The following is a 17,465-nucleotide window of genomic DNA, read 5'->3' on the forward strand; positions in this document are numbered from 1 at the left end:
TAAATAATGGAAGCGACCACGCGAAATCTTAGGAAGCTCTTGGAACCTTCGGTCCAGTATCAAGTTCCTCTTTTTCAGCGTCCATATGTATGGAAGCAAGATGCGAACTGGGTGCCGCTCTGGGAGGACATCGAGGCTCTCTTGGATAGGTATCTCTATCAAGGCGGTGCCCATCCGCACTTCCTCGGGGCAGCAGTGTTTGAGCTGGCAACCAGCCAGTCCGGCGCTGTGCAAACCCGTTTGGTGATTGATGGCCAGCAGCGTTTCACCACGTTGCAGCTCTTCTTGATGGCTGCACGCAACCTCTCCCGGAAGGTGGGGAGTGAGAAGCAGACTCATCGACTTGGCGCGTTGGTTGAGAACGGTGTGCTCGATATCGATGAAGAGGTAGAGAAATACAAGCTTCTCCCCACAAATGCGGATCGAGCTGCGTTCATGGCTATCCATGCATGTTCGTCTGACGATGAGGTTAGGGCACTGGTCAAGGCTGACAAGACACTGGCTGAAAACCGACTGGTAGAGGCTTATCTCTTCTTCGCTGCGAACATTGCTGCTTGGGTCAATGGCGATGATGTCGATGTGGATCGTGCCGATGAATTTGCAAAGACCAAGCCGGAAGACCGCATCGAGTGCATCTGGAAGGTCGTAACCGAAGGGTTGCTCCTAGTAGTCATCGACCTTACCGCTGGGGATGAGAGTCAGCTGATCTTTGAGACGCTCAACCACCGAGGGGAACCGCTTCTTCCTGCTGACCTGATCAAGAACCTCCTGTTCCGTAAGGCGATCCTGCAGCCAGGGGCTAAGGAGGGAGACGTTGAAAAGCTCCACGAGAAGCACTGGCGTCGGATCGATTCCGATTACTGGCGTGAGGAGGTGACACAGGGCCGGTTGAAGCGGCCACGAATCGATCTCTTCATCAACCACTACCTGAGCATGATGCTCAGAGAAGAGGTGCGAGCAACGCATCTGTTCAACGAATACAAGCGATTCTTTGAGAACTCGGCCGAAGTGTCGGTGGTCGGTATTGATACGCCAAAGACTCCGTCAGAGCACATCATCCAGCTCGCGAAGTTTGGGGACATCTTCCAGAAATTCTACAGCCCCGATCATCATCCAGAGCTCGCCCTGTTCCTGCGTCGCTTGAGTGCGATCAACACCGCAACTGTCTACCCCTTCTTGCTCTACAGCTATGCGCGGTTGATGCCGGACAACCGAGCTGAGTTCAACAAGATCCTGGTAGTCCTCGAATCGTTCCTGATGCGTCGATGGATCGTCAATCTCACACCGAAGAACTACAACCGATTCTTTGTTGACCTCATCAAGGCAGTAGAAAGGTCGGGCGAACTCACGGCAAGGTCCGTGAGCGAGCAGCTGATCCGTGGTGTCGGGGATAGCAGTAAGTTCCCCACGGACGATGAGCTGCGTGTGGCGGTGTTTGAGAAGCCGCTCTACACCAGTCGCACTGTCACGAAGTCTAGGACGGTCCTGGAAGCGCTTGACGACCGTTTCCGGTCGGGCAAGAGCGAGGCGCTAACCATGCCTACAAATCTCACGGTTGAACATGTCATGCCTCAGTCGTGGGAGAAGCACTGGCCGCTTCCTGCTTCATTGACTGATGATGTGGAGAGGATCAAGTTCGCTGCGCGGCGCAACATGCTCATTCACACCCTGGGCAACCTGACCCTCATCACGGGCGAGTTCAACAGTGGTCTCCAGCACAAGGCCTGGGGCGAGAAGAAGACGGAGCTGCTGACGTATTCGAAGCTCAACCTCACCCAGTATTTCCACAAGATGGAGTCCTGGGGCGAAGATGAAGTCCGTGCTCGCGGTGAAGTTCTGTTCTCCGAGATGGTCAGGATGTGGCCTATGCCCGAGGGCACGCCATGACAGCTGAAAATCGTGTTTGCCCCAAGCATATCGGTGAAACATATCTAGCGGGCCTCATTGCCAAAAGCGCGGCGTCAGTCTTGCCGTGCAGCTACTGTGGTTCGGTTGCACCGACACAGACTCTTGAAGAAATTGCAGCTCGGTGTGGCACTGTCCTTGAGAACTTCTACGAGCCAACTGGCCTGGCTGAGAAGGTGGTGGAATACGGTGCCGAGCCCGACGGAGACCCTCTGAACGTCTGCCTGGAAGAACTGCTCCAATCCACAGACCCTGTTATCAATGACCTATCGGAGCTCATCCTGGACGGTTATGAATGTGATCCTGGTGAGAACCCTGACCCATTTTTTATCCGGCGACATGAGCTCGGCGACAGGATTAGTGTTCAGTGGCGACGGATGTCGGATAGCCTTAAGAATGAGGCTCGGATGTTCAACCCCGATGCCCTGGAAACCTTAGAGATGGTTTTCGGAACGGTAGGTGATGACCACACCTACTATGGACAAGGGGTGATCCAGCTCGCAGGTCCAGGGATGCCGCTTCACAGGTTGCATCGTGCAAGAGTCCTGCAAAGCGACGAGTCACTCGAACATGCCCTAGAACATCCCGCACTGGAGTTAGGCCCGCCCCCAAAAGGGAAGGGCAGAGCGGGGCGGATGAACGTGGCCGGCGTATCGGTGTTCTACGGTGCAACCACCGCTAGCATTGCATTGGCAGAGGTGCGCCCGCCGGTAGGAAGCAAAGTGCTAAGCGGTGAGTTCGAGATCACCCGCGAGCTGCGTCTGCTTGATCTTGATGAGCTGAGTATGGTGGACACTGGCACTGACATGAGCTTATTTGACCCCAGCGCACTTGAGCAGATTGCACGTTGCCACTTCCTTTCTGATTTGACGAATCGGGTGACCATGCCTGTCATGCCGGAGGATGAGGGTATGGGCTACATCGTCACTCAGGCCATTGCTGACTACCTTGCTACGAACAAAGATCTCAACCTCGACGGCATCTACTTTAAGTCCGCCCAAGTTCCTGCCCACGGTCACCAGAGTCAAGGCAGGAACGTGGTGCTGTTTCACAAGTCCTCACGAGTTGCAAGAGCAGAGTCAATCTATCGAGAAGGAATGACCGCGTATTTGATGGAAGAAGACGAGGATGGGAGCAGGATTGAGCCCTGTATTCAGTGGAATGGGAAGGAGCCTGCTAGAGCAGTGGATTGGCGCGAGCATGATGCGCGTGAAGTCACTCTTGAGGTTGACCTGGCGTCGTTGGTGGTGCGCGAGGTTCAGGCAGTCAACTTCGGCGTGCTAGATCACGACGTCGCCTACGTAAAAACAGCATAGTGGTAGAGCATTCACCCGCTTATCTTCTCGCGCTTACGCAGTGCCCGGTCTGATACTTGTGTTTCATCATCAGGTGCTGCGCATCGTGATCACCGCGCGCCATAGCCGCTTGCACCGGCGTGTTGCCGAAATCGTCCACGATGTCTTGCTTCGCCCCAAAGCGGAGCAGGGCATCGACTACCCCAGAGTCGTCAGCCAGGTGCAAGGCTGTCTGTCCAAACGCGTTAGTCGCGTTGATGTCTACATGTGAGCGGATAAGGCCTCTGGCTTCGTTCCAGCGCCCGTTCTCGACAGCGTCCAGTAGGGTGGTGCCGGTGAGTGTGTCATCCGGCTCAGAAGCATAGACAAGCTGTTCTTTGTCACCCCGGATGCGAGCGAGAAGCAAGGCATGATCAATGAGGTGATCGAACCGCGATCCGGCGCGGCTTGCATCATAGATTGCCTGGGATTCAGGGCTGAGGTTGCTAAAATCGAAGAGCTTGGGGCGGGGTTCATGCCCGGGCTGTGTGTAGCACTGCCGGCTCTCCTCGCGGTCTGAATTATGGATTTGTGGCAGCCGTTCGGTCATAGCGTTATCGCCAGTTCTTTAGCTCTGCGCCGGGACTTCATGTCGTTGATCTGTTCGTCGAGCGACTTAGGTGCAAGAGGATCGAAAGCTTTCGCCCTTGCCTTACGCACCGGCCGTCCTTGACGGCGCTCTTGACCCGTTAGCTCTTGCGCCTGGACATTGTTTTGCTCAAGCTCTTGATATCGCTCGATCTTCAAGAAATTGCAGATCTTCTCTGCATCCGCACACGCTCGCAGAATTTCCTTGGGATCGTTCTTGAGCACTTTGATCCATGATTTGATATAGGCCGTGTGCTGCCCTGGATCGTGCCCGATCCCCAAGCGTTCGCCGCACATAAAAGAGAAGAATTCAGCTCGAAGCTCTTCAATAGCGTAGCTCTCACTGCCAAACTTTCCCGATAGATCACGCCCCAACCGATTTTTATGGCCGGTGCTGTGGCCTAGCTCGTGAAGGGCTGTTGTATAGAAGCCGTCCTGGCTTTCAAACGCAGTTTTCGAAGGCATGAAGATCTGGTCGATGTCAGGACGGTAGTAAGCCCTATCACCGCCATTGAAGTTGAACGGAACTCCCGAATCGCTCATCAGTTGCTCGCACTTCTCATGTCGCCATTGCTCCGGAACTTGGAGCTGAGCTTTCGGCTCAGGCAAGCCATCGCATTGATCGCGGTTGAAGACTGTGAAGTAGAAGACCTGCATGCGCTTCTTTGCCGCTGGATCCTCAGCCAGTTGCTCTGCACTTGGCTCTGTCGTCTTCCAGAACTGGATCGACGTGCCTTTCTGGCCCTTGAGCACTTTGCCACCGGCTTCCCCAATCTGCTTGAACGTCAACCACTCAGCAGACTGATAGCCGCGTTCGTGCTGTGTCATGAGCAAGTTCATGAAATTGCCGCCCCGGTAGCTACGATTAGTGACGCCGTTGTGGGGCCCAGCCGGGACTTCGCCGGGCTTCCAAGGCTTCATCCACGGTGCTGTTTGGCTCTCAAGGCTGCGGATCACGAGATCAGCAAATTTGCGCGCGTAGTCGTCTGTCTTGCTCATGCGCCAATCCAAATGCTGCGGTGTTGCATGAGAGCCAGATCGACCAGGTCGATGATCTCGAAGTCGTTAAAATGGCCTTCGACCTCTGTCTGATCTGTGGCTACGCTAAAGAGCAGGCCGTCCCCGTGCCGTTCTGCGACGAACCGCCTAAATGGTGGATAGATATCATCAGGTGTGAGCGCCGTTTCTTCGAAATACAGATCTTCATCAGTCATAAGTGCCTCCTCTTGACCAGGCTAAGGCAACTGACTCTTTTGGCAAGGGTTTCTAGCACAATTTATTTGGTCCAATTCGCAAATAGCTAGCGACAAAGATTGGTCGCTAAACGCATTGCAAGCGCCCGCGCTCCTCCACTGCGTTTCGGCTTCAGTGCAATGCGTTCTTGCCGCTTCCCTGCGACTCATCGCGAGCAATTGGCTCAATTGGAGCAACATGATGAGCACGAAATTCTTCAAAGAAGCAAACGAACACTTCACCAGAATGTTCGGCATCAGCATCGACGAAGCCGGCTTCTCAGAAGCCGAGTTCAAGCAGCGCTACGGCGATCTTTCAGCTCTCGAAGCCGCTCACCAAATTGGTCGCGACTACGACCTGGATCGAGTTGGCCACGGCTGGAACTGAGCAACAAAAAAGCCCCGGATGTCCGGGGCTTTCTTCATCTGCGGCGCGGCATGCTCTACCAGAATTTTTGCAGGACAGTCTTACCTTCAAGATCGGTCTGGACGACCTTGTATGTCACCTTCAAGCCTTTGACGGCAGTGTCAACAGTGTATTCAACCTTGCCGACCACTTCGCCATCGGCGCTCAGGATTGAATAATTGTCGACGTCAACGTTCCCCATAAAACCTGTCTCGCGCGAGCTGTCGAGGCGAAGCGTCTCGCCGTCCTTCAATTGCAAGTGTTCTGAAAAAGACATGGGCGTTCTTCTTGAGTGAGTGCGTCGTTATGGTCAGTCAATCGGCGGATCAAACGAAGCAAGCTTCGGTGGGATCTTGACGCCAGCTTCTTCCATACACACGAAATTGCAACCTTCCTTCTCGCTGATTGGGGCGAGACTCCGCGCGTCGTAAGCTTTGAAAAATCGCTTGGAAGGTGCCTTGTCTTCGATGACCACCAAGATCGGCCGAGACTCTCCCAGGCACACGGCAGTGATTCTTCCTACACCCAAGGGCGGGGTGATGACCTTCTGCCCGGACGTGACCTTCATCGTCACCTCTCCATCGTAGTTCCATCCGCCAACGCGGCCATCAGTTCGGTTTTGATTGACCCCTGTGTATTCGATGATGCTTGGGCCGCACAGGCCCTTGGCCGTGTTGTTGAACCTGTCGAAAGCCAAGTTCCCAAGATCCTGGGCATGGGACGAGTGCGCGATGCTCAGCAGCAAAATTCCTGCGAATACGATGTGTGATTTCATCCTTGATCCCCTTGTTGCTCAAAGCGAGCAAGCAGATCACAACGTAGATCACCCCCGACTTCAACCCCCCTGCGCCAATGCCCCCCAGGGGGCTGGCTGTGGAACGGGCTATCGCCCATCATCAGGCCGAGCCAAGCGGCCCCTCAACTCCCATTGGGGCGAAGCCGCAGCGCAGCTGCCAGGTGAAGCGATAGCCCCAGCTTACCCGCCGCCCCCTCCCAGGGGGCAAAGGCGGAAGGGGTGACAAGAAATTACTGCTTTGCTTTTGGCTTTTGATTTTTCCCTGAGCGATAGCGAAAAAAGCGCGCAGCGCCCTTTAACCTTTAAACCTTAAAGCCTTAAGCGAGCGCAAGCCTTATGTGCCAAGGCTTTCGGAGGCATTGGGTCCGCGTAACTGCGCATTTGGTCCGCACAAGTGCGCATTTGGTCCGAGTAAGTGCGCATTTGGTCCGCACAAGTGCGCATCAGGTCCGCGTAAGTGCGCAGTGTCAATGAAGCGCTGTCTCCACTCTTTAAGCCTTTCGTTATTGACAAAAATCATATTCGCCTTATTTGTGGTTGGAGCAGATAAGGGGATGAAAATGAAAGATAAAAAACAGCTTGCGCTTGCACCGGTTCCAATGGGACTTGTCAGGTCTGCACTTTTCGGGACGGCACGGTTTAATGGTGAGCGGATTGAGTCCGGCAGCATAGCCGCACATCACGTTTTGGGAACTAAGATTGCTTACAAAGGGCCGCGACTGAATCAGCTGCACGCGATTGTGTGGCAATCAATTCTGCTGCTAACGCGAGAGCAGGGCTCATGCGTCGTGAGAGTCAGTGGAGATCGTCTCATCGATATGCTTGGCATGTCTTCAAGAAGTGGCACGAACAGAGATCTTATTCTCCAGCGGCTTGAAGATCTTGTCGGAGCGACCGTCAGGTATCAGACGGACACACACCGATATTTTGGAACGATGCTGGTTGGAGCACTGCGTCACGAGAAGACAGGCCATTTCGAGATCGAAATCAACCCGAAGGTCATGGATCTGCTTGGCAATGAAGTCATCTGCAATGACTTGGAAAGAAAGGTCGCACTCGGAAAAAATCAATTGGCGCTTTGGCTGCACGACTACTTGTCATCTCACAGAGTGATCTATCCTGTCTCGGTTGATGAGTTGCGGGTGCTAAGTGGTTCTGAAAAAGAGCTCAAGAAGTTTCGTTACGAGCTTAAGAAGTCTATGGCCATTGTCAGCACAGGTAACGATCCTTTGGTCAAGTCCTGGGCCATTAACGGCGACGACAAGCTGACAGCTGAGAAGGGCGCGACAAAGGTAGTGCTAATTCCCAAATCCGCTGATATGAAGATCGCGCAGGGTAGAAAGCGCAATCTTATTGATCAGGCCCGGAACCAACGGGTCAACCCACTATGAAGCGCATGACTAGGAACAAGAAAGCGAAATTGGTTTCAAGGCTAAAGAATGGAAAGGAGAAACATTCAGACCTGGCCCGCATGTTTGGAATAAGCAGGCAGCGTGTGCATCAGATCGCGGCGAAGTCTAATGCTTGCATGCGGAGAGAAATAATTAAGGAGACTCGTATTACGGTGGCGAGGTTTATTGCGGATCATCCGTCTATGCCCTACGCAGAGGTTCGTCGGCGGTTCTCTGTCTCTCAATCGCTTGTTGCTTCTGCACTGAATTTGAGGCCCCTTCTGGAGAGAGATCTTTGAATTCCATATCTCCAATTTGGCAAGAATAAGGCCACTCTAAGTGGCCTTTACTTTATCTGGATCCAATTCTCGCAAGAGACGACTCAATCGTTCGAATGCCTCCAATAGCCTTAGCTGAGAAGTAGTCAAGTCCGATCATCAAGCAAGCGATAAGAACTAGCCATGTAATCAGCCGTCTCATGCGCCCGTTCCCAGGGCACTACTGATCAAGCGGCCAATTCCGGACAGCGCTGCGTAGCATCCAAGCAAGGCAAAGGCCGCAAGCGTTGCCATCGAGCCTAGTGAAATGAAAAGGCTTTCGTGGTTGAAAAGATATTTGAACATGATGATCTCCTTTTGATGATGAGGCTTTGAGTGCCTTTCATTTATTGAAAGGCTGATCGCAATTTTGTCAAGTATTTGGAGTCAAAACTGTTGACAAAAGTTGGAGCTGCCTTTTATTCAAGTTAGGGATAACCCCAACTGGAGATCATCATGAAAATTAAATATGACATCGATACAACAACCAAGTTTTATCAGATTCATTTAAACCAAAAAGAAGAGCGAGCATCGCGTTTAAAGAACCGAGCTAAAGATCGAGATAGACGAATGATGTGTCATTGGAACCGTCAGCGCGCATCACAAGTCCAAGCGGTGCTCTCATGAAGATCTACATGCTCGATGGAAAGGGAGGAGTAGGGCGCACGACTCTCACTCTCAATCTCGCTCACTGTTTACAGTGCACTTACCCATGTTCCAGCGTCTATGTCGCCGACCTAGATGCCCAGGGCTCATCGTTGGCCTGGGCAAGGCTGGCCGGGGAGACGCCCTTCACCGTGGGTGTCGTGAAGTCACGGGCACAGCACGACTTCCATATCTTCGACACCGCCCCAAAGCTTCCTGAGAATGGTCTCCTGCCCGACGCTGACGTCTACATCATCCCTACCTTGCTCGATGCAGTGAGCTTTGTCGTGTTCTTGAAAACAATGGAGCTCGTGCGCAAGAAAAGCTTGCCTCACATCATTGTGGCCAACCGTTTCAATCCGGACCGATCAGAGCATCGCCAGCGCTTCGCACAGCTTCCTGCTGGGGCACTGATCGTGAGGGATCGCGCCATCTTTGCTTCCTCATATGGTTACGGGGAGACGGTCTTTGATCGTGTTGGGGTGAGAGCCAGCCACGCTCAGCAGGACATCAAAGCGATTGCGCGTGCAGTGAGAGGCTTTGACAGCCGAGCCTGGGCGGATCTATGAGGAAGGTTCCAGACCTCGACACTGCCCTGGATGTCATCCACAAGCCCCGACATCGCAGCAAGAAGCGGGTCAACGTCAAGCTCAGGTCTGCACCGGAGCCAGGGGATCACGAGTGCCGGCAGTCCTACTTTGACCTGGCTGTCCACAGTCGGAAAAGAGCAGAACCCCAGTTGCAGCTCCATCGCACGGCCCGGCTCCGCGACTACCGCACTCCTGAGGGCGTTCGCACAAATCGTTCAATGATTACCGTGCCGCCGCGCCTCAAAGCGACGATCCAGGAGCTCCTGGAAGACCCTAGCGAGCCTTGGACCACCGGGCTGATAGCCCTTGCGGAATACGGGGCGCAAGTGCTGAGGAGCGAGCGGAAGGTCTTGAAGGTCACTCGTGCTCGATCAGCGGGTGACGCATCTGAGTAGCTCAACGGAAGACCAGTTCATCGAAGCTGCCAGAACAGGTGACCTGGTCACGTTGCGTGAGCTGCTGGACCAGGTGGACCCAAAGGTCCAGGACTCGAAAGCTCTGGCGGTCGCAGCAATGAACGCTCGACTCCAAGCCGCCCTAGTTCTCTATCCACTCTCTGACCCGCTGGCCATCGAGCATTGGTGTCACCTGCGCCAAGGCACAGACCCTGATCTGATCCTGCGGATGATCGAGTGGGCGAGGGCAGGGAGCGTTGGGCTAGGTAGCCCCAGCGAATACAGCAAAGCCATGGCTATCGCTGCGGAGGAGCAGCATCAGGGCCTCTTGGGGCTTCTCTATCTGCACTGCTGTCCTGGGGAAGCTGTGAGCTATTGCCAGGAGAGGGCTTGGTTTGCGGCATCTAAGCGCCTGGAAGCCTATTTCATAGAGCTGGCGACACCAGTTCCAAATGCGCGAGTTGAGGTGCGGCGGTTGTGAGGACCGTCGTTTCCTTTACGGGATAGCCGCAATTGGTTGAAGTTTTTATATTCCTGGGTATTGACAAAAAGTCGTTCGGCCTTTTACTGAAAAAACACACTCACCAGGAGAAGGTTATGGGATTTGATGAAAAAGAATTAATTGAAGGTTACGAGCTAAACGATTTTATCGAAATCATCGATGAATTAAAGTTGAAAGGAGATGAATTTGGAAAGCTCTACAATTTAAGCGCCTCGTTAGATCACAGCAAGTTTGTCTATTTGCACGAAAATTATGAGATCACAGATGACGAACTGTTAGGCGCTATGGATGCGGCAGTCTATGGGATGCATTCCGATACATTTGCGTATCTGTTGAAAGAGCGGGATTGGGCGGATTCATACTTGGAGCGGTTGATGAAAGATTTTTCATCCGATGGTGATTACGAAAGAATTGAAATATTATGTAAAGCACACCCAATTCTTGAGGCCGAGATAGATGTTGAGGAAATCTTTAATAAAAATTGTAGCTTTACTCAGGAATTCTACGATGCGCGATCAAAAGTGTTTCTAGATGAATTGTTGGGCATGCATCTGAATTATAACAGTGAGGAGGTTCGCGCAGATGTGGATTCAATTATCGAAGCGTTTGAAAAAAAAGATTGGGCTCCAAATGTTGATTCGACGGGAATACGTCATGCGTTTGAATTCGACGAGGGCTACTTGGCAGGATGGTTGCTTTCCTACGCAAATGTAGAGGAAAAGGGTGATGTAATTTTCGAGTTTTCTGAATGCAATGCTGATGACGACCAGGAAGATGTTATGGCCTGGGTTGAGGAGGTGGCTGGCTCCGATGATAGATTAAAAGTGCTTTATGGATTTTTGACAAATCAATGGGATCTTGTCGAAGAGAATATGCGGCCCAACTTGGATTGCAGCTTTTTCAAGTTATACATGACAGCAGAGCAATTTGAAAAAGCTGAGGGACTTATGCAGGGTGTGTTGGCAAAGCAAGCGAGGGAAGAGCTCGATTCAACAACACTTCAAATGCCACCGGATTTCCGAGAATGCGTTAATCAAGCTAAGTCTGAGAGCCAGGGCACGGCGGCAACTCAGAGAGCCCAAGCACGAAGGCTCTGACGCACCTACCCAAGTTCAAGATAGAGCCCCTTCGCCGGGGCTTTTTTATGTCTGCCATCCGTCGCCTTGCGCTGCGCTCCCAGGTGCTGGCGGTCGGGTAAGCACCAACCCTCTGATTTAGAGGCACTGATTAGATCCTGAAAGCTTGACAAATGCTCGATCTGCCTTTTATTGGACAAAAGGGAGATTGCCATGACTCAAACAGAAAAACTAATCCAGGCCGCACGTCGGGGGGACATTAACGCTGTCAAGAAACTTATTCCAGCGCCATATCCGGGTGTTAAAAGACCGTCTGCTCTGCAATGGGCTGTGGAAAACGGTCACACGGAAGTAGTCAAAGTGCTACTTCCTTTTTATAAGCCGAAGGCAAATGCTTCGATAACGTTGCGATGTGCAGCATCGCTCGGTTTTACGGAAATCGTTGAGATGCTGATCCCCGTTTCTGATCCAATGTCCCACGACTCCAGTGCTCTGAGATTCGCTGCGGCAAATGGACACAAAGAAATCGTTGAGATGCTGATTCCAGTTTCAGATCCAAAAGCAGATAATTCAGATGCATTGGGGGGTGCGGCTTCTAATGGACACGCCGAAGTAGTCGAAATGCTGATTCCTTTTTCTAATGCAAAAGACATGTGCTCATATGCACTGCGTGCGGCCGCAATGATCGGACACAAAAGTATTGTCGGGATGCTAATTCCAGTTTCAGAACCTAAGGCGCTGAATTCAGCTGCATTGGGCTGGGCTTCTTGTAATGGACATGAGGAAGTAGTTGAAGTGCTCATTTCCGTATCTGATGTAATGGAGTCGAGCGCTCTAGCCTTCGCTGCTAAAAATGGGCATGGGGCGATTGTCGAATTGTTAATTCCTTTATCTGATACCCAACTCGCTGTTGACACATTAAGTGATAATAAGAACGCGCAAGAATTGATAAGAGAGGCGGTGGCAAAGATAGATGCATCGCATTCGAGGGAAGAACTTAATGCATCCACAATTAAAATGCCACCAAGCTTCCATGAGTGCACTGACCAGGCGATGACGGAGGGGCGGGGCAGCCAAGAAATCCAGCGCGCCATGGCGCGGCGGCTCTAACGGGTCTTCCCATAATTATGGAAGAAACAATGAGTGGGCCAAAAGATATGGCTAGTAGGAGTTCTGGGCGGCTTTCACCATATCGTACAGATCGCCAATTTTCTTAACGTCCTTATACTTATCGGACGTTAGCAGCTCAGCGATCGCGGCTCTCGAGTATTGAATTATTGTGACATAGCTTTGATCAATCTCCTTATTCCCCCCATGAACAAGAGCGGACCTCATCCGATACACTTGTTTTAGTAAGGCGCCCATCTGAATTCTTGATTCTTTGTCTTTTGCAACGATGAAAACGAATGTTTCGGCCAGTCGATCCCCGATGCTCTTTTGGAAGAGGCTTCCTTCGTCGTAGGACAGTAAGATCTCTAGGGCAATGCAGGTGTGGATAACTGAGTTTTTTTCTGTTTGACTTTTAAGTGCTTCGCCAAGCGAGATTGAGCAGTTCAATATCCTTGACTCAAAGTCGGAAATGCGCTCTTTATTTTTTCTTTTTTTATATAGATCCCATAGGGCATTGAATTTATCATTCGCTGCGAAGAATTCATTGTCTACAGGCAACTTTTCAACAATCTTATTTTTAATTGAGGCGCATGGAAAATCTACTTTTCCCTTATGAACTTGATAGGAGGTTGTATCAACATACATCTGCTGATGCGACATGCTTCTGTATGAGGGCAGGTCAGTTTTGATGAATACTGAATTGTCTTTTTTGCCGGCGATGAGGAAAATTAAGTTGATAAATTCTTCAAATTCGTCATGCGCGACTGCTATGGATTTTTCATTGTCATAGCTGTCTTTAATGGCTGAGCTTATGTAATATTCATTATCATTTGATATGGGGAACTTCAGCGATTGTGAATGTCCAATTTCGAACGGACCGATGACAAGTGGTCCTTCTGAATCAATCCTTATTCCTGATATCGGGGCAATTACCTTTACGTCGTCTGGCTGAGCATCTGTAAAAACCTTGAGGAGCTCCACGGTGCCGGTGTCCGAGAAATACTCTCCCGCGACTTTTTTATCAAAGATTGCCTTTTCAATGATTTTTAAAGCCGTTGCTCGACTGAATCGTGAGCTGATTTTTTTGTGTCCGCTGTAGATTGAGTCCAGTGAAATGTAAAATGAAATGACATCGTTGACGCAATACGCTTTATTGTTTTTTGTATCAATGGTAAATTTCTTTGAGTGGACTGCTTCATGCGGGCTGCACTCATGGATTAAGTCCATGGCGGAATCTAAGAGCATTTTAGTGTCCACGGTGTTTTCGTTTTTATTTTTTTGAGCCATTTGTAACGTCCTTTTGCTCGGTTTGGAGATCCAGTGTTAAGGGTTTTATGCACATTGGAGTCGAAATTTGCGTGTATCTTGCCACGTCATAAGTTGCATTGCCATTACGTCACTCAGGTGCATATCAAGACGACAGATTGCACAATGAGCTGGCGTTGCGAGCTATATGATTTATATGGGGTGGCAAGAGCCCTTGGTCTTCCTGCACCCACGTTCTCAGGAGCTGGCTGTGATTTGAGCGAGCCCCAGCCCGCCCAGTTAAGGGCGCTAATTCGACCTTAAAGGCTTGACAAAAGCTTGATCTGCCTTTTGCTTGAGTCATCCACTCAAATTAAGGAGATCACATGAAAATCAACGCAATTCAAAGACTCATCTGCAAGACTCGTGAGGCCGGAGTTATTTCGATCAAAGAGGGAGTCTTTCTTTCAACTGGAGCAAGCATCAAGGAGAAATTGCTTGTCTGGGATGAGGCAGCGTCTACAAATGTCGTAGACGAAGAGCTTTGGATCTACACAGAAAAAGGGCTGTTTATGCCATTGGGTCAAAAGCCAGAGCGAGAGCTCAACTGCTATGTATAAAAAGACCGCCGAAAGGCGGTTTTTTAATTGCTGCATCTATTGACAAAAGTTCGATCTGCCTTTCAATGAATACAAGGTAAGGAGATCACTTATGAACACTCAAATCAAACTCAAAGACATCACCACACCCGAACAGCTGAGAGAGCGCATCGGAAAAGACGGTTTAGGACTTCCCAAACTTTCGCTGGGGATCTATTGGAAGCGCTTCAAAGGACTGATGACGACCAACCGGACAAGTGAGGCGCAAATAGAGACTCGTGTTGAGTTCTGCTGCTTCGATGGCACCAAATCCGTCCGCCGATTCGTCTAATCCTGGAGATCTCATGAACGCTTATATTTCTGATGTCCAAGTTTGCCTTGCAGCTAAAGAGAGCTTTGGTCTTTGCTCTCCAGCTGAATTCCTTCACCAACTAACGGGCTATGCTCAATCTGATTTTGATCATGCTTTTGACAGAGCGGCACGCAAGGGGCTGGTCAATGTCTACGGACGCGACACGGTGCTGATTTCAGGAAAAGGCTCACTTTTCTTGCAGAGCCAAGCGATTGACGACCATAAATGGCGCGCTGTTGAAAGGGTCAAGCAAAGGCTGGTAGAGAGAGAGGAACGCCGGCGCTGGGATGTCCGGCAGCTCATCAAATCAAGGATGGACTTCGCTCGAGAGCTTCGAGCGGCTTGACCAGGATCATGGGCCGCTGGCCCACCGCGCCTTGGGTGCTTCGCACGCGATCAATGATCGCCCCAGACGGGCCCGAGTCGCTTGCTCACGAACCAGGCTTCTTCCGCTCAATGGCATCCCATCGATCTGCTGCCGCACGGTAGATGAAGCCTAAGGCAGGAAACGTCAGCAGCATTGCTGCCGCAACCGCGAAGTAGGATCTAAGTGGCTGCACATCTCCGTCTTCGTCTGTCCAGCCCCAATCGTCCGGCATCCAGAAGAGTGCGCTCTGGGTGCCTCCATATATCATGATCGCAAGTCCCAGCCACGCCAGGCCAAAGTAGGTCCACTTTAGGGGTGACATGCCCGACTGGATGTGGGCGCGGCGAACGAACGCCTCAGGCTCGAAGTGAGCACTGCAAACGTAGTGGATCAAGGCAATAAGCGAAGCGGTGCTGACAGCACCCGCGATCATTGTAATGACAGACATCTGCCCTCCTGGGCGGACTGAATTAGGTGCGTAGATCACTCATTGCATGTGCAGCAGTCTACCGCCGTGAGCGCTCATTGCGATGCCACCTATGGCGAGCGAATTCTTGAGAGAAAGCGCTAAAAACCATTGCTAAAGAATAGTTTTGCGTTTTAATGAGGTTGTTCAAATAATTAGGAGATCTCATGTTTTTATATCACTGCACTGACAATGAAAATCTTTGCAAAATTCCATTAGATGATTTTACGAAGGATAACGTCATTCGTGGACTGTGCTTTTCTGATAACGCTCTAGATCACTTTGGTGACGTAACGTATCGAATAGAGCTTAAAGATGAGTGGAGTATGCTCACTACCGATATGCTTCATAACCTGGATGAATCACCAACCAATTCTATTGACTACATGTCTGACAGGCATGGAAACCCGTTAATTGTTAGAGAGGAAGATATTAGGTCTGCGTTCGAAAAAGCCTGCCTTGAATTCGATTACGATAAAGAACAGTGGGAGAACCTGTGGACATGCGCGATTGAGTTTGACGACTGTAGTGGCAACGATGAGCTTATTGAATATGCCAATGGAGAAGATCCAGCCTGGGATTTGCAGAGCATACGCGGCCGAACCGCCTATCATCTTGGTCTGGCCGGAGCTGTGATTTCAGATGAGAACGGAACTTCATACATCATCTCAGATAGCAACCTTCGGCTTGATCGAGTCGAATACGATGACGAGAACATGGAGGATCAGTGGCGTGTCGTGGAAAGGTGCTCACATACTAAAGGCGCTGATGAGTCTACGTTGACCCAAAAAGAGTTCCAGACAAACTCAGTGGAAATTCCCCCGAGCTTCAAGGAATGCGTTGCAAGCCAGCATAGTCTTGGTCCGGCATCTGTAACGCGAGTCACCAGTTCCCGTCGTCTTTGAGCTAGCACACGGTGCATCGGCCGAGTGTCAGATTTTTCTGACACCCCTAGTCTTCACGTAGCGCTTACAATGCGGTTGTCGTCAAGGGAACAGGGGAAGTTCGTGCGCTCTACCATTTCACCGGCCGTCCTGGCCGCACTATGCGTCTTTTTTGTAGGTTGTCAGCAGGACGCGGCTTCAACAACCTCCGGTCACGTGGCAAACAAGCCTCCGATTGTCATTACAGAGGAGCCTTGGGTAGGCAAAGCCTTCGATGGTGAGACGGTTCGTTTGAATCCTCCCATCCGGTTCTACCAGGAACTCATCCGGGCGCGCAACCAGGTGGCAAAAGGCGAGTTCGAAACCACCGCGGACTATGAGAAGCGGAAAGCGGAGCTATCTCTACCTGTTGGCATTGATGCCGGCAAAGTCTATCTCTTCGAATTCACGACGAAGGTCAAATATGATGCTGATCAAGGGGCGTATACAGCGGATCCAAGCTTTTGCACGGACTACGATTTCACCACCTTGAAGAACACATTGGCTTGCCGCCTGGCTAGTGTCGAGGGTGCGCCGCTAGTCAACAGGCGGGAGGTCTACGGACAGACCCAACTGTTTGAGAAGAAGACAGACACCGAGTATTCGGTGCTCATGTCCCCACAAGATGTTCGTAAGATCGCTAAGCGTTCCTCCCAATACGCAAGCTATGCGTTGCCCTCGAGGTGTCCAGTGGCAGTAGAGGAAGCTAAAAATTACGGCCCGATTGCCATGGCTTACGGTGTGACCTTTGAGCGACCTGACTTCGTCAAGGGAGACACCATGCATCTGCACACCTATCCGGAATATAAGAACGAATGGGACGTAGAAAAGATAGGCGTCTTTGGCAAGATGACATCACTGGTCTGCTACACCAACGACGAGCACAAGCGTGTGGTCTATCGGCAGGTGCTCTAGATGCCACAGTCTAAAATTCGCAGGCGAACGCGGTTCGTGCACGGGCTAGCTCTTCTGTTCTTGGGGCCTCTCGCGTCTTGGCTCGCCTTCGGGCTACTTGTGGAGTTCCAGGAGTCGCCAAGTTCGGTGAGCACGATTCCGTCAACTTGGGGCTACTACCTCGGGATCACGGCGATCCCGATGATCTTCGGGTTGATTCTTGTCGCGTTTGTGCGCCCAGCATATGGATGGCTGATCTATGCGCTCGGCGCTGCATTTATGCTCTACGGACAGGCTGCATTATCGGCCATGCCAACCCCTTACTGACCGGA

At 51.3% G+C, this 17,465-nt stretch carries 23 protein-coding genes; 15 read left to right on the plus strand and 8 right to left on the minus strand.

The window, feature by feature from the left end; genetic code table 11:
* The first annotated feature begins 39 nt into the window (after nucleotides 1–39).
* Together ACMZPQ_RS02225 and ACMZPQ_RS02230 are read left to right on the plus strand one after the other, a co-directional pair.
* On the plus strand, nucleotides 40–1,887 hold the full coding sequence (locus ACMZPQ_RS02225) for a GmrSD restriction endonuclease domain-containing protein (RefSeq protein WP_495495819.1): 1,848 nt from the start codon (nucleotides 40–42) through the stop codon (nucleotides 1,885–1,887).
* Nucleotides 1,884–3,221: an RES family NAD+ phosphorylase gene (locus tag ACMZPQ_RS02230; RefSeq protein ID WP_197649796.1), complete on the plus strand. Its 1,338-nt coding sequence runs from the start codon at nucleotides 1,884–1,886 to the stop codon at nucleotides 3,219–3,221. The genes ACMZPQ_RS02225 and ACMZPQ_RS02230 overlap by 4 nt, the downstream gene beginning before the upstream one ends.
* 19 nt (nucleotides 3,222–3,240) lie before the next feature.
* Here the strand turns inward: ACMZPQ_RS02230 and ACMZPQ_RS02235 are convergent, their stop codons facing one another.
* The 3 genes from ACMZPQ_RS02235 to ACMZPQ_RS02245 are packed head-to-tail and all read right to left on the minus strand — an operon-like array spanning nucleotide 3,241 to nucleotide 5,041.
* Nucleotides 3,241–3,789: an ankyrin repeat domain-containing protein gene (locus ACMZPQ_RS02235; protein ID WP_197649797.1), complete on the minus strand. Its 549-nt coding sequence runs from the start codon at nucleotides 3,787–3,789 to the stop codon at nucleotides 3,241–3,243.
* Nucleotides 3,786–4,826: an ArdC family protein gene (locus tag ACMZPQ_RS02240; protein ID WP_197649798.1), complete on the minus strand. Its 1,041-nt coding sequence runs from the start codon at nucleotides 4,824–4,826 to the stop codon at nucleotides 3,786–3,788. Before ACMZPQ_RS02240 ends, ACMZPQ_RS02235 begins: the two co-directional genes overlap by 4 nt.
* On the minus strand, nucleotides 4,823–5,041 hold the full coding sequence (locus ACMZPQ_RS02245) for a hypothetical protein (protein WP_197649799.1): 219 nt from the start codon (nucleotides 5,039–5,041) through the stop codon (nucleotides 4,823–4,825). Before ACMZPQ_RS02245 ends, ACMZPQ_RS02240 begins: the two co-directional genes overlap by 4 nt.
* A 220-nt stretch (nucleotides 5,042–5,261) precedes the next feature.
* Between ACMZPQ_RS02245 and ACMZPQ_RS02250 the strand changes: the two genes are divergently transcribed.
* Nucleotides 5,262–5,447, plus strand: coding sequence for a hypothetical protein (locus ACMZPQ_RS02250; RefSeq protein WP_197649800.1), 186 nt, complete (start codon nucleotides 5,262–5,264; stop codon nucleotides 5,445–5,447).
* A 55-nt stretch (nucleotides 5,448–5,502) separates the two neighbouring features.
* Here the strand turns inward: ACMZPQ_RS02250 and ACMZPQ_RS02255 are convergent, their stop codons facing one another.
* Both ACMZPQ_RS02255 and ACMZPQ_RS02260 read right to left on the minus strand, forming a co-directional pair.
* Complete coding sequence (locus ACMZPQ_RS02255) at nucleotides 5,503–5,742, minus strand: hypothetical protein (protein WP_197649801.1); 240 nt, start codon at nucleotides 5,740–5,742, stop codon at nucleotides 5,503–5,505.
* Nucleotides 5,743–5,775: 33 nt separating this feature from the next.
* The gene (locus ACMZPQ_RS02260) at nucleotides 5,776–6,240 is read right to left on the minus strand and encodes a hypothetical protein (protein ID WP_197649802.1); all 465 of its coding nucleotides are present in this window, start codon (nucleotides 6,238–6,240) and stop codon (nucleotides 5,776–5,778) included.
* 491 nt (nucleotides 6,241–6,731) lie between these two features.
* On the opposite strand from ACMZPQ_RS02260, the gene ACMZPQ_RS02265 reads away from it, so the two are divergent.
* Nucleotides 6,732–7,652: a hypothetical protein gene (locus ACMZPQ_RS02265; protein ID WP_414486262.1), complete on the plus strand. Its 921-nt coding sequence runs from the start codon at nucleotides 6,732–6,734 to the stop codon at nucleotides 7,650–7,652.
* A gap of 476 nt (nucleotides 7,653–8,128) precedes the next feature.
* Here the strand turns inward: ACMZPQ_RS02265 and ACMZPQ_RS02270 are convergent, their stop codons facing one another.
* The gene (locus tag ACMZPQ_RS02270; RefSeq protein WP_161771324.1) at nucleotides 8,129–8,275 is read right to left on the minus strand and encodes a hypothetical protein; all 147 of its coding nucleotides are present in this window, start codon (nucleotides 8,273–8,275) and stop codon (nucleotides 8,129–8,131) included.
* Between the two features lie 150 nt (nucleotides 8,276–8,425).
* Between ACMZPQ_RS02270 and ACMZPQ_RS02275 the strand changes: the two genes are divergently transcribed.
* The 5 genes from ACMZPQ_RS02275 to ACMZPQ_RS02295 all read left to right on the plus strand — a co-directional run bounded on the left by ACMZPQ_RS02275 (nucleotide 8,426) and on the right by ACMZPQ_RS02295 (nucleotide 12,287).
* On the plus strand, nucleotides 8,426–8,596 hold the full coding sequence (locus ACMZPQ_RS02275; protein WP_197649804.1) for a hypothetical protein: 171 nt from the start codon (nucleotides 8,426–8,428) through the stop codon (nucleotides 8,594–8,596).
* Entirely contained in the window at nucleotides 8,593–9,183 is a 591-nt protein-coding gene (locus ACMZPQ_RS02280) for a nucleotide-binding protein (protein ID WP_197649805.1), read from the plus strand. The genes ACMZPQ_RS02275 and ACMZPQ_RS02280 overlap by 4 nt, the downstream gene beginning before the upstream one ends.
* 384 nt (nucleotides 9,184–9,567) lie before the next feature.
* Nucleotides 9,568–10,080, plus strand: a complete 513-nt coding sequence (locus ACMZPQ_RS02285) for a hypothetical protein (RefSeq protein WP_197649806.1) — start codon at nucleotides 9,568–9,570, stop codon at nucleotides 10,078–10,080.
* A gap of 116 nt (nucleotides 10,081–10,196) precedes the next feature.
* A complete protein-coding gene (locus tag ACMZPQ_RS02290) occupies nucleotides 10,197–11,198 on the plus strand; it encodes a hypothetical protein (protein ID WP_197649807.1) in 1,002 nt (333 codons plus the stop codon).
* A 192-nt stretch (nucleotides 11,199–11,390) separates the two neighbouring features.
* Nucleotides 11,391–12,287 (plus strand): ankyrin repeat domain-containing protein, encoded by an 897-nt coding sequence (locus ACMZPQ_RS02295; protein ID WP_197649810.1) that lies wholly within the window; start codon nucleotides 11,391–11,393, stop codon nucleotides 12,285–12,287.
* Nucleotides 12,288–12,338: 51 nt separating this feature from the next.
* On the opposite strand, the gene ACMZPQ_RS02300 is transcribed toward ACMZPQ_RS02295, so the two are convergent.
* Nucleotides 12,339–13,574 (minus strand): HEPN domain-containing protein, encoded by a 1,236-nt coding sequence (locus ACMZPQ_RS02300; RefSeq protein ID WP_197649811.1) that lies wholly within the window; start codon nucleotides 13,572–13,574, stop codon nucleotides 12,339–12,341.
* Nucleotides 13,575–13,918: 344 nt separating this feature from the next.
* On the opposite strand from ACMZPQ_RS02300, the gene ACMZPQ_RS02305 reads away from it, so the two are divergent.
* The 3 genes from ACMZPQ_RS02305 (at nucleotide 13,919) to ACMZPQ_RS02315 (ending at nucleotide 14,829) form a co-directional block, all read left to right on the plus strand.
* The gene (locus ACMZPQ_RS02305; protein ID WP_197649812.1) at nucleotides 13,919–14,152 is read left to right on the plus strand and encodes a hypothetical protein; all 234 of its coding nucleotides are present in this window, start codon (nucleotides 13,919–13,921) and stop codon (nucleotides 14,150–14,152) included.
* A gap of 91 nt (nucleotides 14,153–14,243) precedes the next feature.
* Nucleotides 14,244–14,462, plus strand: a complete 219-nt coding sequence (locus ACMZPQ_RS02310; protein ID WP_197649813.1) for a hypothetical protein — start codon at nucleotides 14,244–14,246, stop codon at nucleotides 14,460–14,462.
* A gap of 13 nt (nucleotides 14,463–14,475) precedes the next feature.
* Nucleotides 14,476–14,829 carry a hypothetical protein gene (locus ACMZPQ_RS02315; RefSeq protein WP_197649814.1) on the plus strand — a complete coding sequence of 118 codons (354 nt, stop codon included), beginning with the start codon at nucleotides 14,476–14,478 and terminating at the stop codon, nucleotides 14,827–14,829.
* An 85-nt stretch (nucleotides 14,830–14,914) separates the two neighbouring features.
* Here ACMZPQ_RS02315 and ACMZPQ_RS02320 read toward each other — a convergent pair whose 3' ends face one another.
* Nucleotides 14,915–15,298: a hypothetical protein gene (locus tag ACMZPQ_RS02320; RefSeq protein ID WP_197649815.1), complete on the minus strand. Its 384-nt coding sequence runs from the start codon at nucleotides 15,296–15,298 to the stop codon at nucleotides 14,915–14,917.
* A 185-nt stretch (nucleotides 15,299–15,483) separates the two neighbouring features.
* On the opposite strand from ACMZPQ_RS02320, the gene ACMZPQ_RS02325 reads away from it, so the two are divergent.
* The 3 genes from ACMZPQ_RS02325 (at nucleotide 15,484) to ACMZPQ_RS02335 (ending at nucleotide 17,460) form a co-directional block, all read left to right on the plus strand.
* Complete coding sequence (locus tag ACMZPQ_RS02325; RefSeq protein ID WP_414485989.1) at nucleotides 15,484–16,221, plus strand: hypothetical protein; 738 nt, start codon at nucleotides 15,484–15,486, stop codon at nucleotides 16,219–16,221.
* A gap of 102 nt (nucleotides 16,222–16,323) precedes the next feature.
* Nucleotides 16,324–17,154, plus strand: coding sequence for a hypothetical protein (locus tag ACMZPQ_RS02330; RefSeq protein ID WP_197649817.1), 831 nt, complete (start codon nucleotides 16,324–16,326; stop codon nucleotides 17,152–17,154).
* A 126-nt stretch (nucleotides 17,155–17,280) separates the two neighbouring features.
* Nucleotides 17,281–17,460, plus strand: a complete 180-nt coding sequence (locus ACMZPQ_RS02335) for a hypothetical protein (protein WP_154329517.1) — start codon at nucleotides 17,281–17,283, stop codon at nucleotides 17,458–17,460.
* The last annotated feature ends 5 nt before the right edge of the window (nucleotides 17,461–17,465 follow it).

It is taken from the genome of Stenotrophomonas maltophilia, from assembly GCF_047497515.2.
GTDB lineage: Bacteria > Pseudomonadota > Gammaproteobacteria > Xanthomonadales > Xanthomonadaceae > Stenotrophomonas.

Bases quoted from the DNA above. Each gene is read 5' to 3' on its own strand.
- ACMZPQ_RS02230 (WP_197649796.1), top strand. From the start codon at position 1,884: ATGACAGCTGAAAATCGTGTTTGCCCCAAGCATATCGGTGAAACATAT.
- ACMZPQ_RS02235 (WP_197649797.1), bottom strand. From the start codon at position 3,789: ATGACCGAACGGCTGCCACAAATCCATAATTCAGACCGCGAGGAGAGC.
- ACMZPQ_RS02240 (WP_197649798.1), bottom strand. From the start codon at position 4,826: ATGAGCAAGACAGACGACTACGCGCGCAAATTTGCTGATCTCGTGATC.
- ACMZPQ_RS02245 (WP_197649799.1), bottom strand. From the start codon at position 5,041: ATGACTGATGAAGATCTGTATTTCGAAGAAACGGCGCTCACACCTGAT.
- ACMZPQ_RS02250 (WP_197649800.1), top strand. From the start codon at position 5,262: ATGAGCACGAAATTCTTCAAAGAAGCAAACGAACACTTCACCAGAATG.
- ACMZPQ_RS02255 (WP_197649801.1), bottom strand. From the start codon at position 5,742: ATGTCTTTTTCAGAACACTTGCAATTGAAGGACGGCGAGACGCTTCGC.
- ACMZPQ_RS02260 (WP_197649802.1), bottom strand. From the start codon at position 6,240: ATGAAATCACACATCGTATTCGCAGGAATTTTGCTGCTGAGCATCGCG.
- ACMZPQ_RS02265 (WP_414486262.1), top strand. From the start codon at position 6,732: ATGAAGCGCTGTCTCCACTCTTTAAGCCTTTCGTTATTGACAAAAATC.
- ACMZPQ_RS02270 (WP_161771324.1), bottom strand. From the start codon at position 8,275: ATGTTCAAATATCTTTTCAACCACGAAAGCCTTTTCATTTCACTAGGC.
- ACMZPQ_RS02275 (WP_197649804.1), top strand. From the start codon at position 8,426: ATGAAAATTAAATATGACATCGATACAACAACCAAGTTTTATCAGATT.
- ACMZPQ_RS02280 (WP_197649805.1), top strand. From the start codon at position 8,593: ATGAAGATCTACATGCTCGATGGAAAGGGAGGAGTAGGGCGCACGACT.
- ACMZPQ_RS02290 (WP_197649807.1), top strand. From the start codon at position 10,197: ATGGGATTTGATGAAAAAGAATTAATTGAAGGTTACGAGCTAAACGAT.
- ACMZPQ_RS02295 (WP_197649810.1), top strand. From the start codon at position 11,391: ATGACTCAAACAGAAAAACTAATCCAGGCCGCACGTCGGGGGGACATT.
- ACMZPQ_RS02300 (WP_197649811.1), bottom strand. From the start codon at position 13,574: ATGGCTCAAAAAAATAAAAACGAAAACACCGTGGACACTAAAATGCTC.
- ACMZPQ_RS02305 (WP_197649812.1), top strand. From the start codon at position 13,919: ATGAAAATCAACGCAATTCAAAGACTCATCTGCAAGACTCGTGAGGCC.
- ACMZPQ_RS02310 (WP_197649813.1), top strand. From the start codon at position 14,244: ATGAACACTCAAATCAAACTCAAAGACATCACCACACCCGAACAGCTG.
- ACMZPQ_RS02315 (WP_197649814.1), top strand. From the start codon at position 14,476: ATGAACGCTTATATTTCTGATGTCCAAGTTTGCCTTGCAGCTAAAGAG.
- ACMZPQ_RS02320 (WP_197649815.1), bottom strand. From the start codon at position 15,298: ATGTCTGTCATTACAATGATCGCGGGTGCTGTCAGCACCGCTTCGCTT.
- ACMZPQ_RS02325 (WP_414485989.1), top strand. From the start codon at position 15,484: ATGTTTTTATATCACTGCACTGACAATGAAAATCTTTGCAAAATTCCA.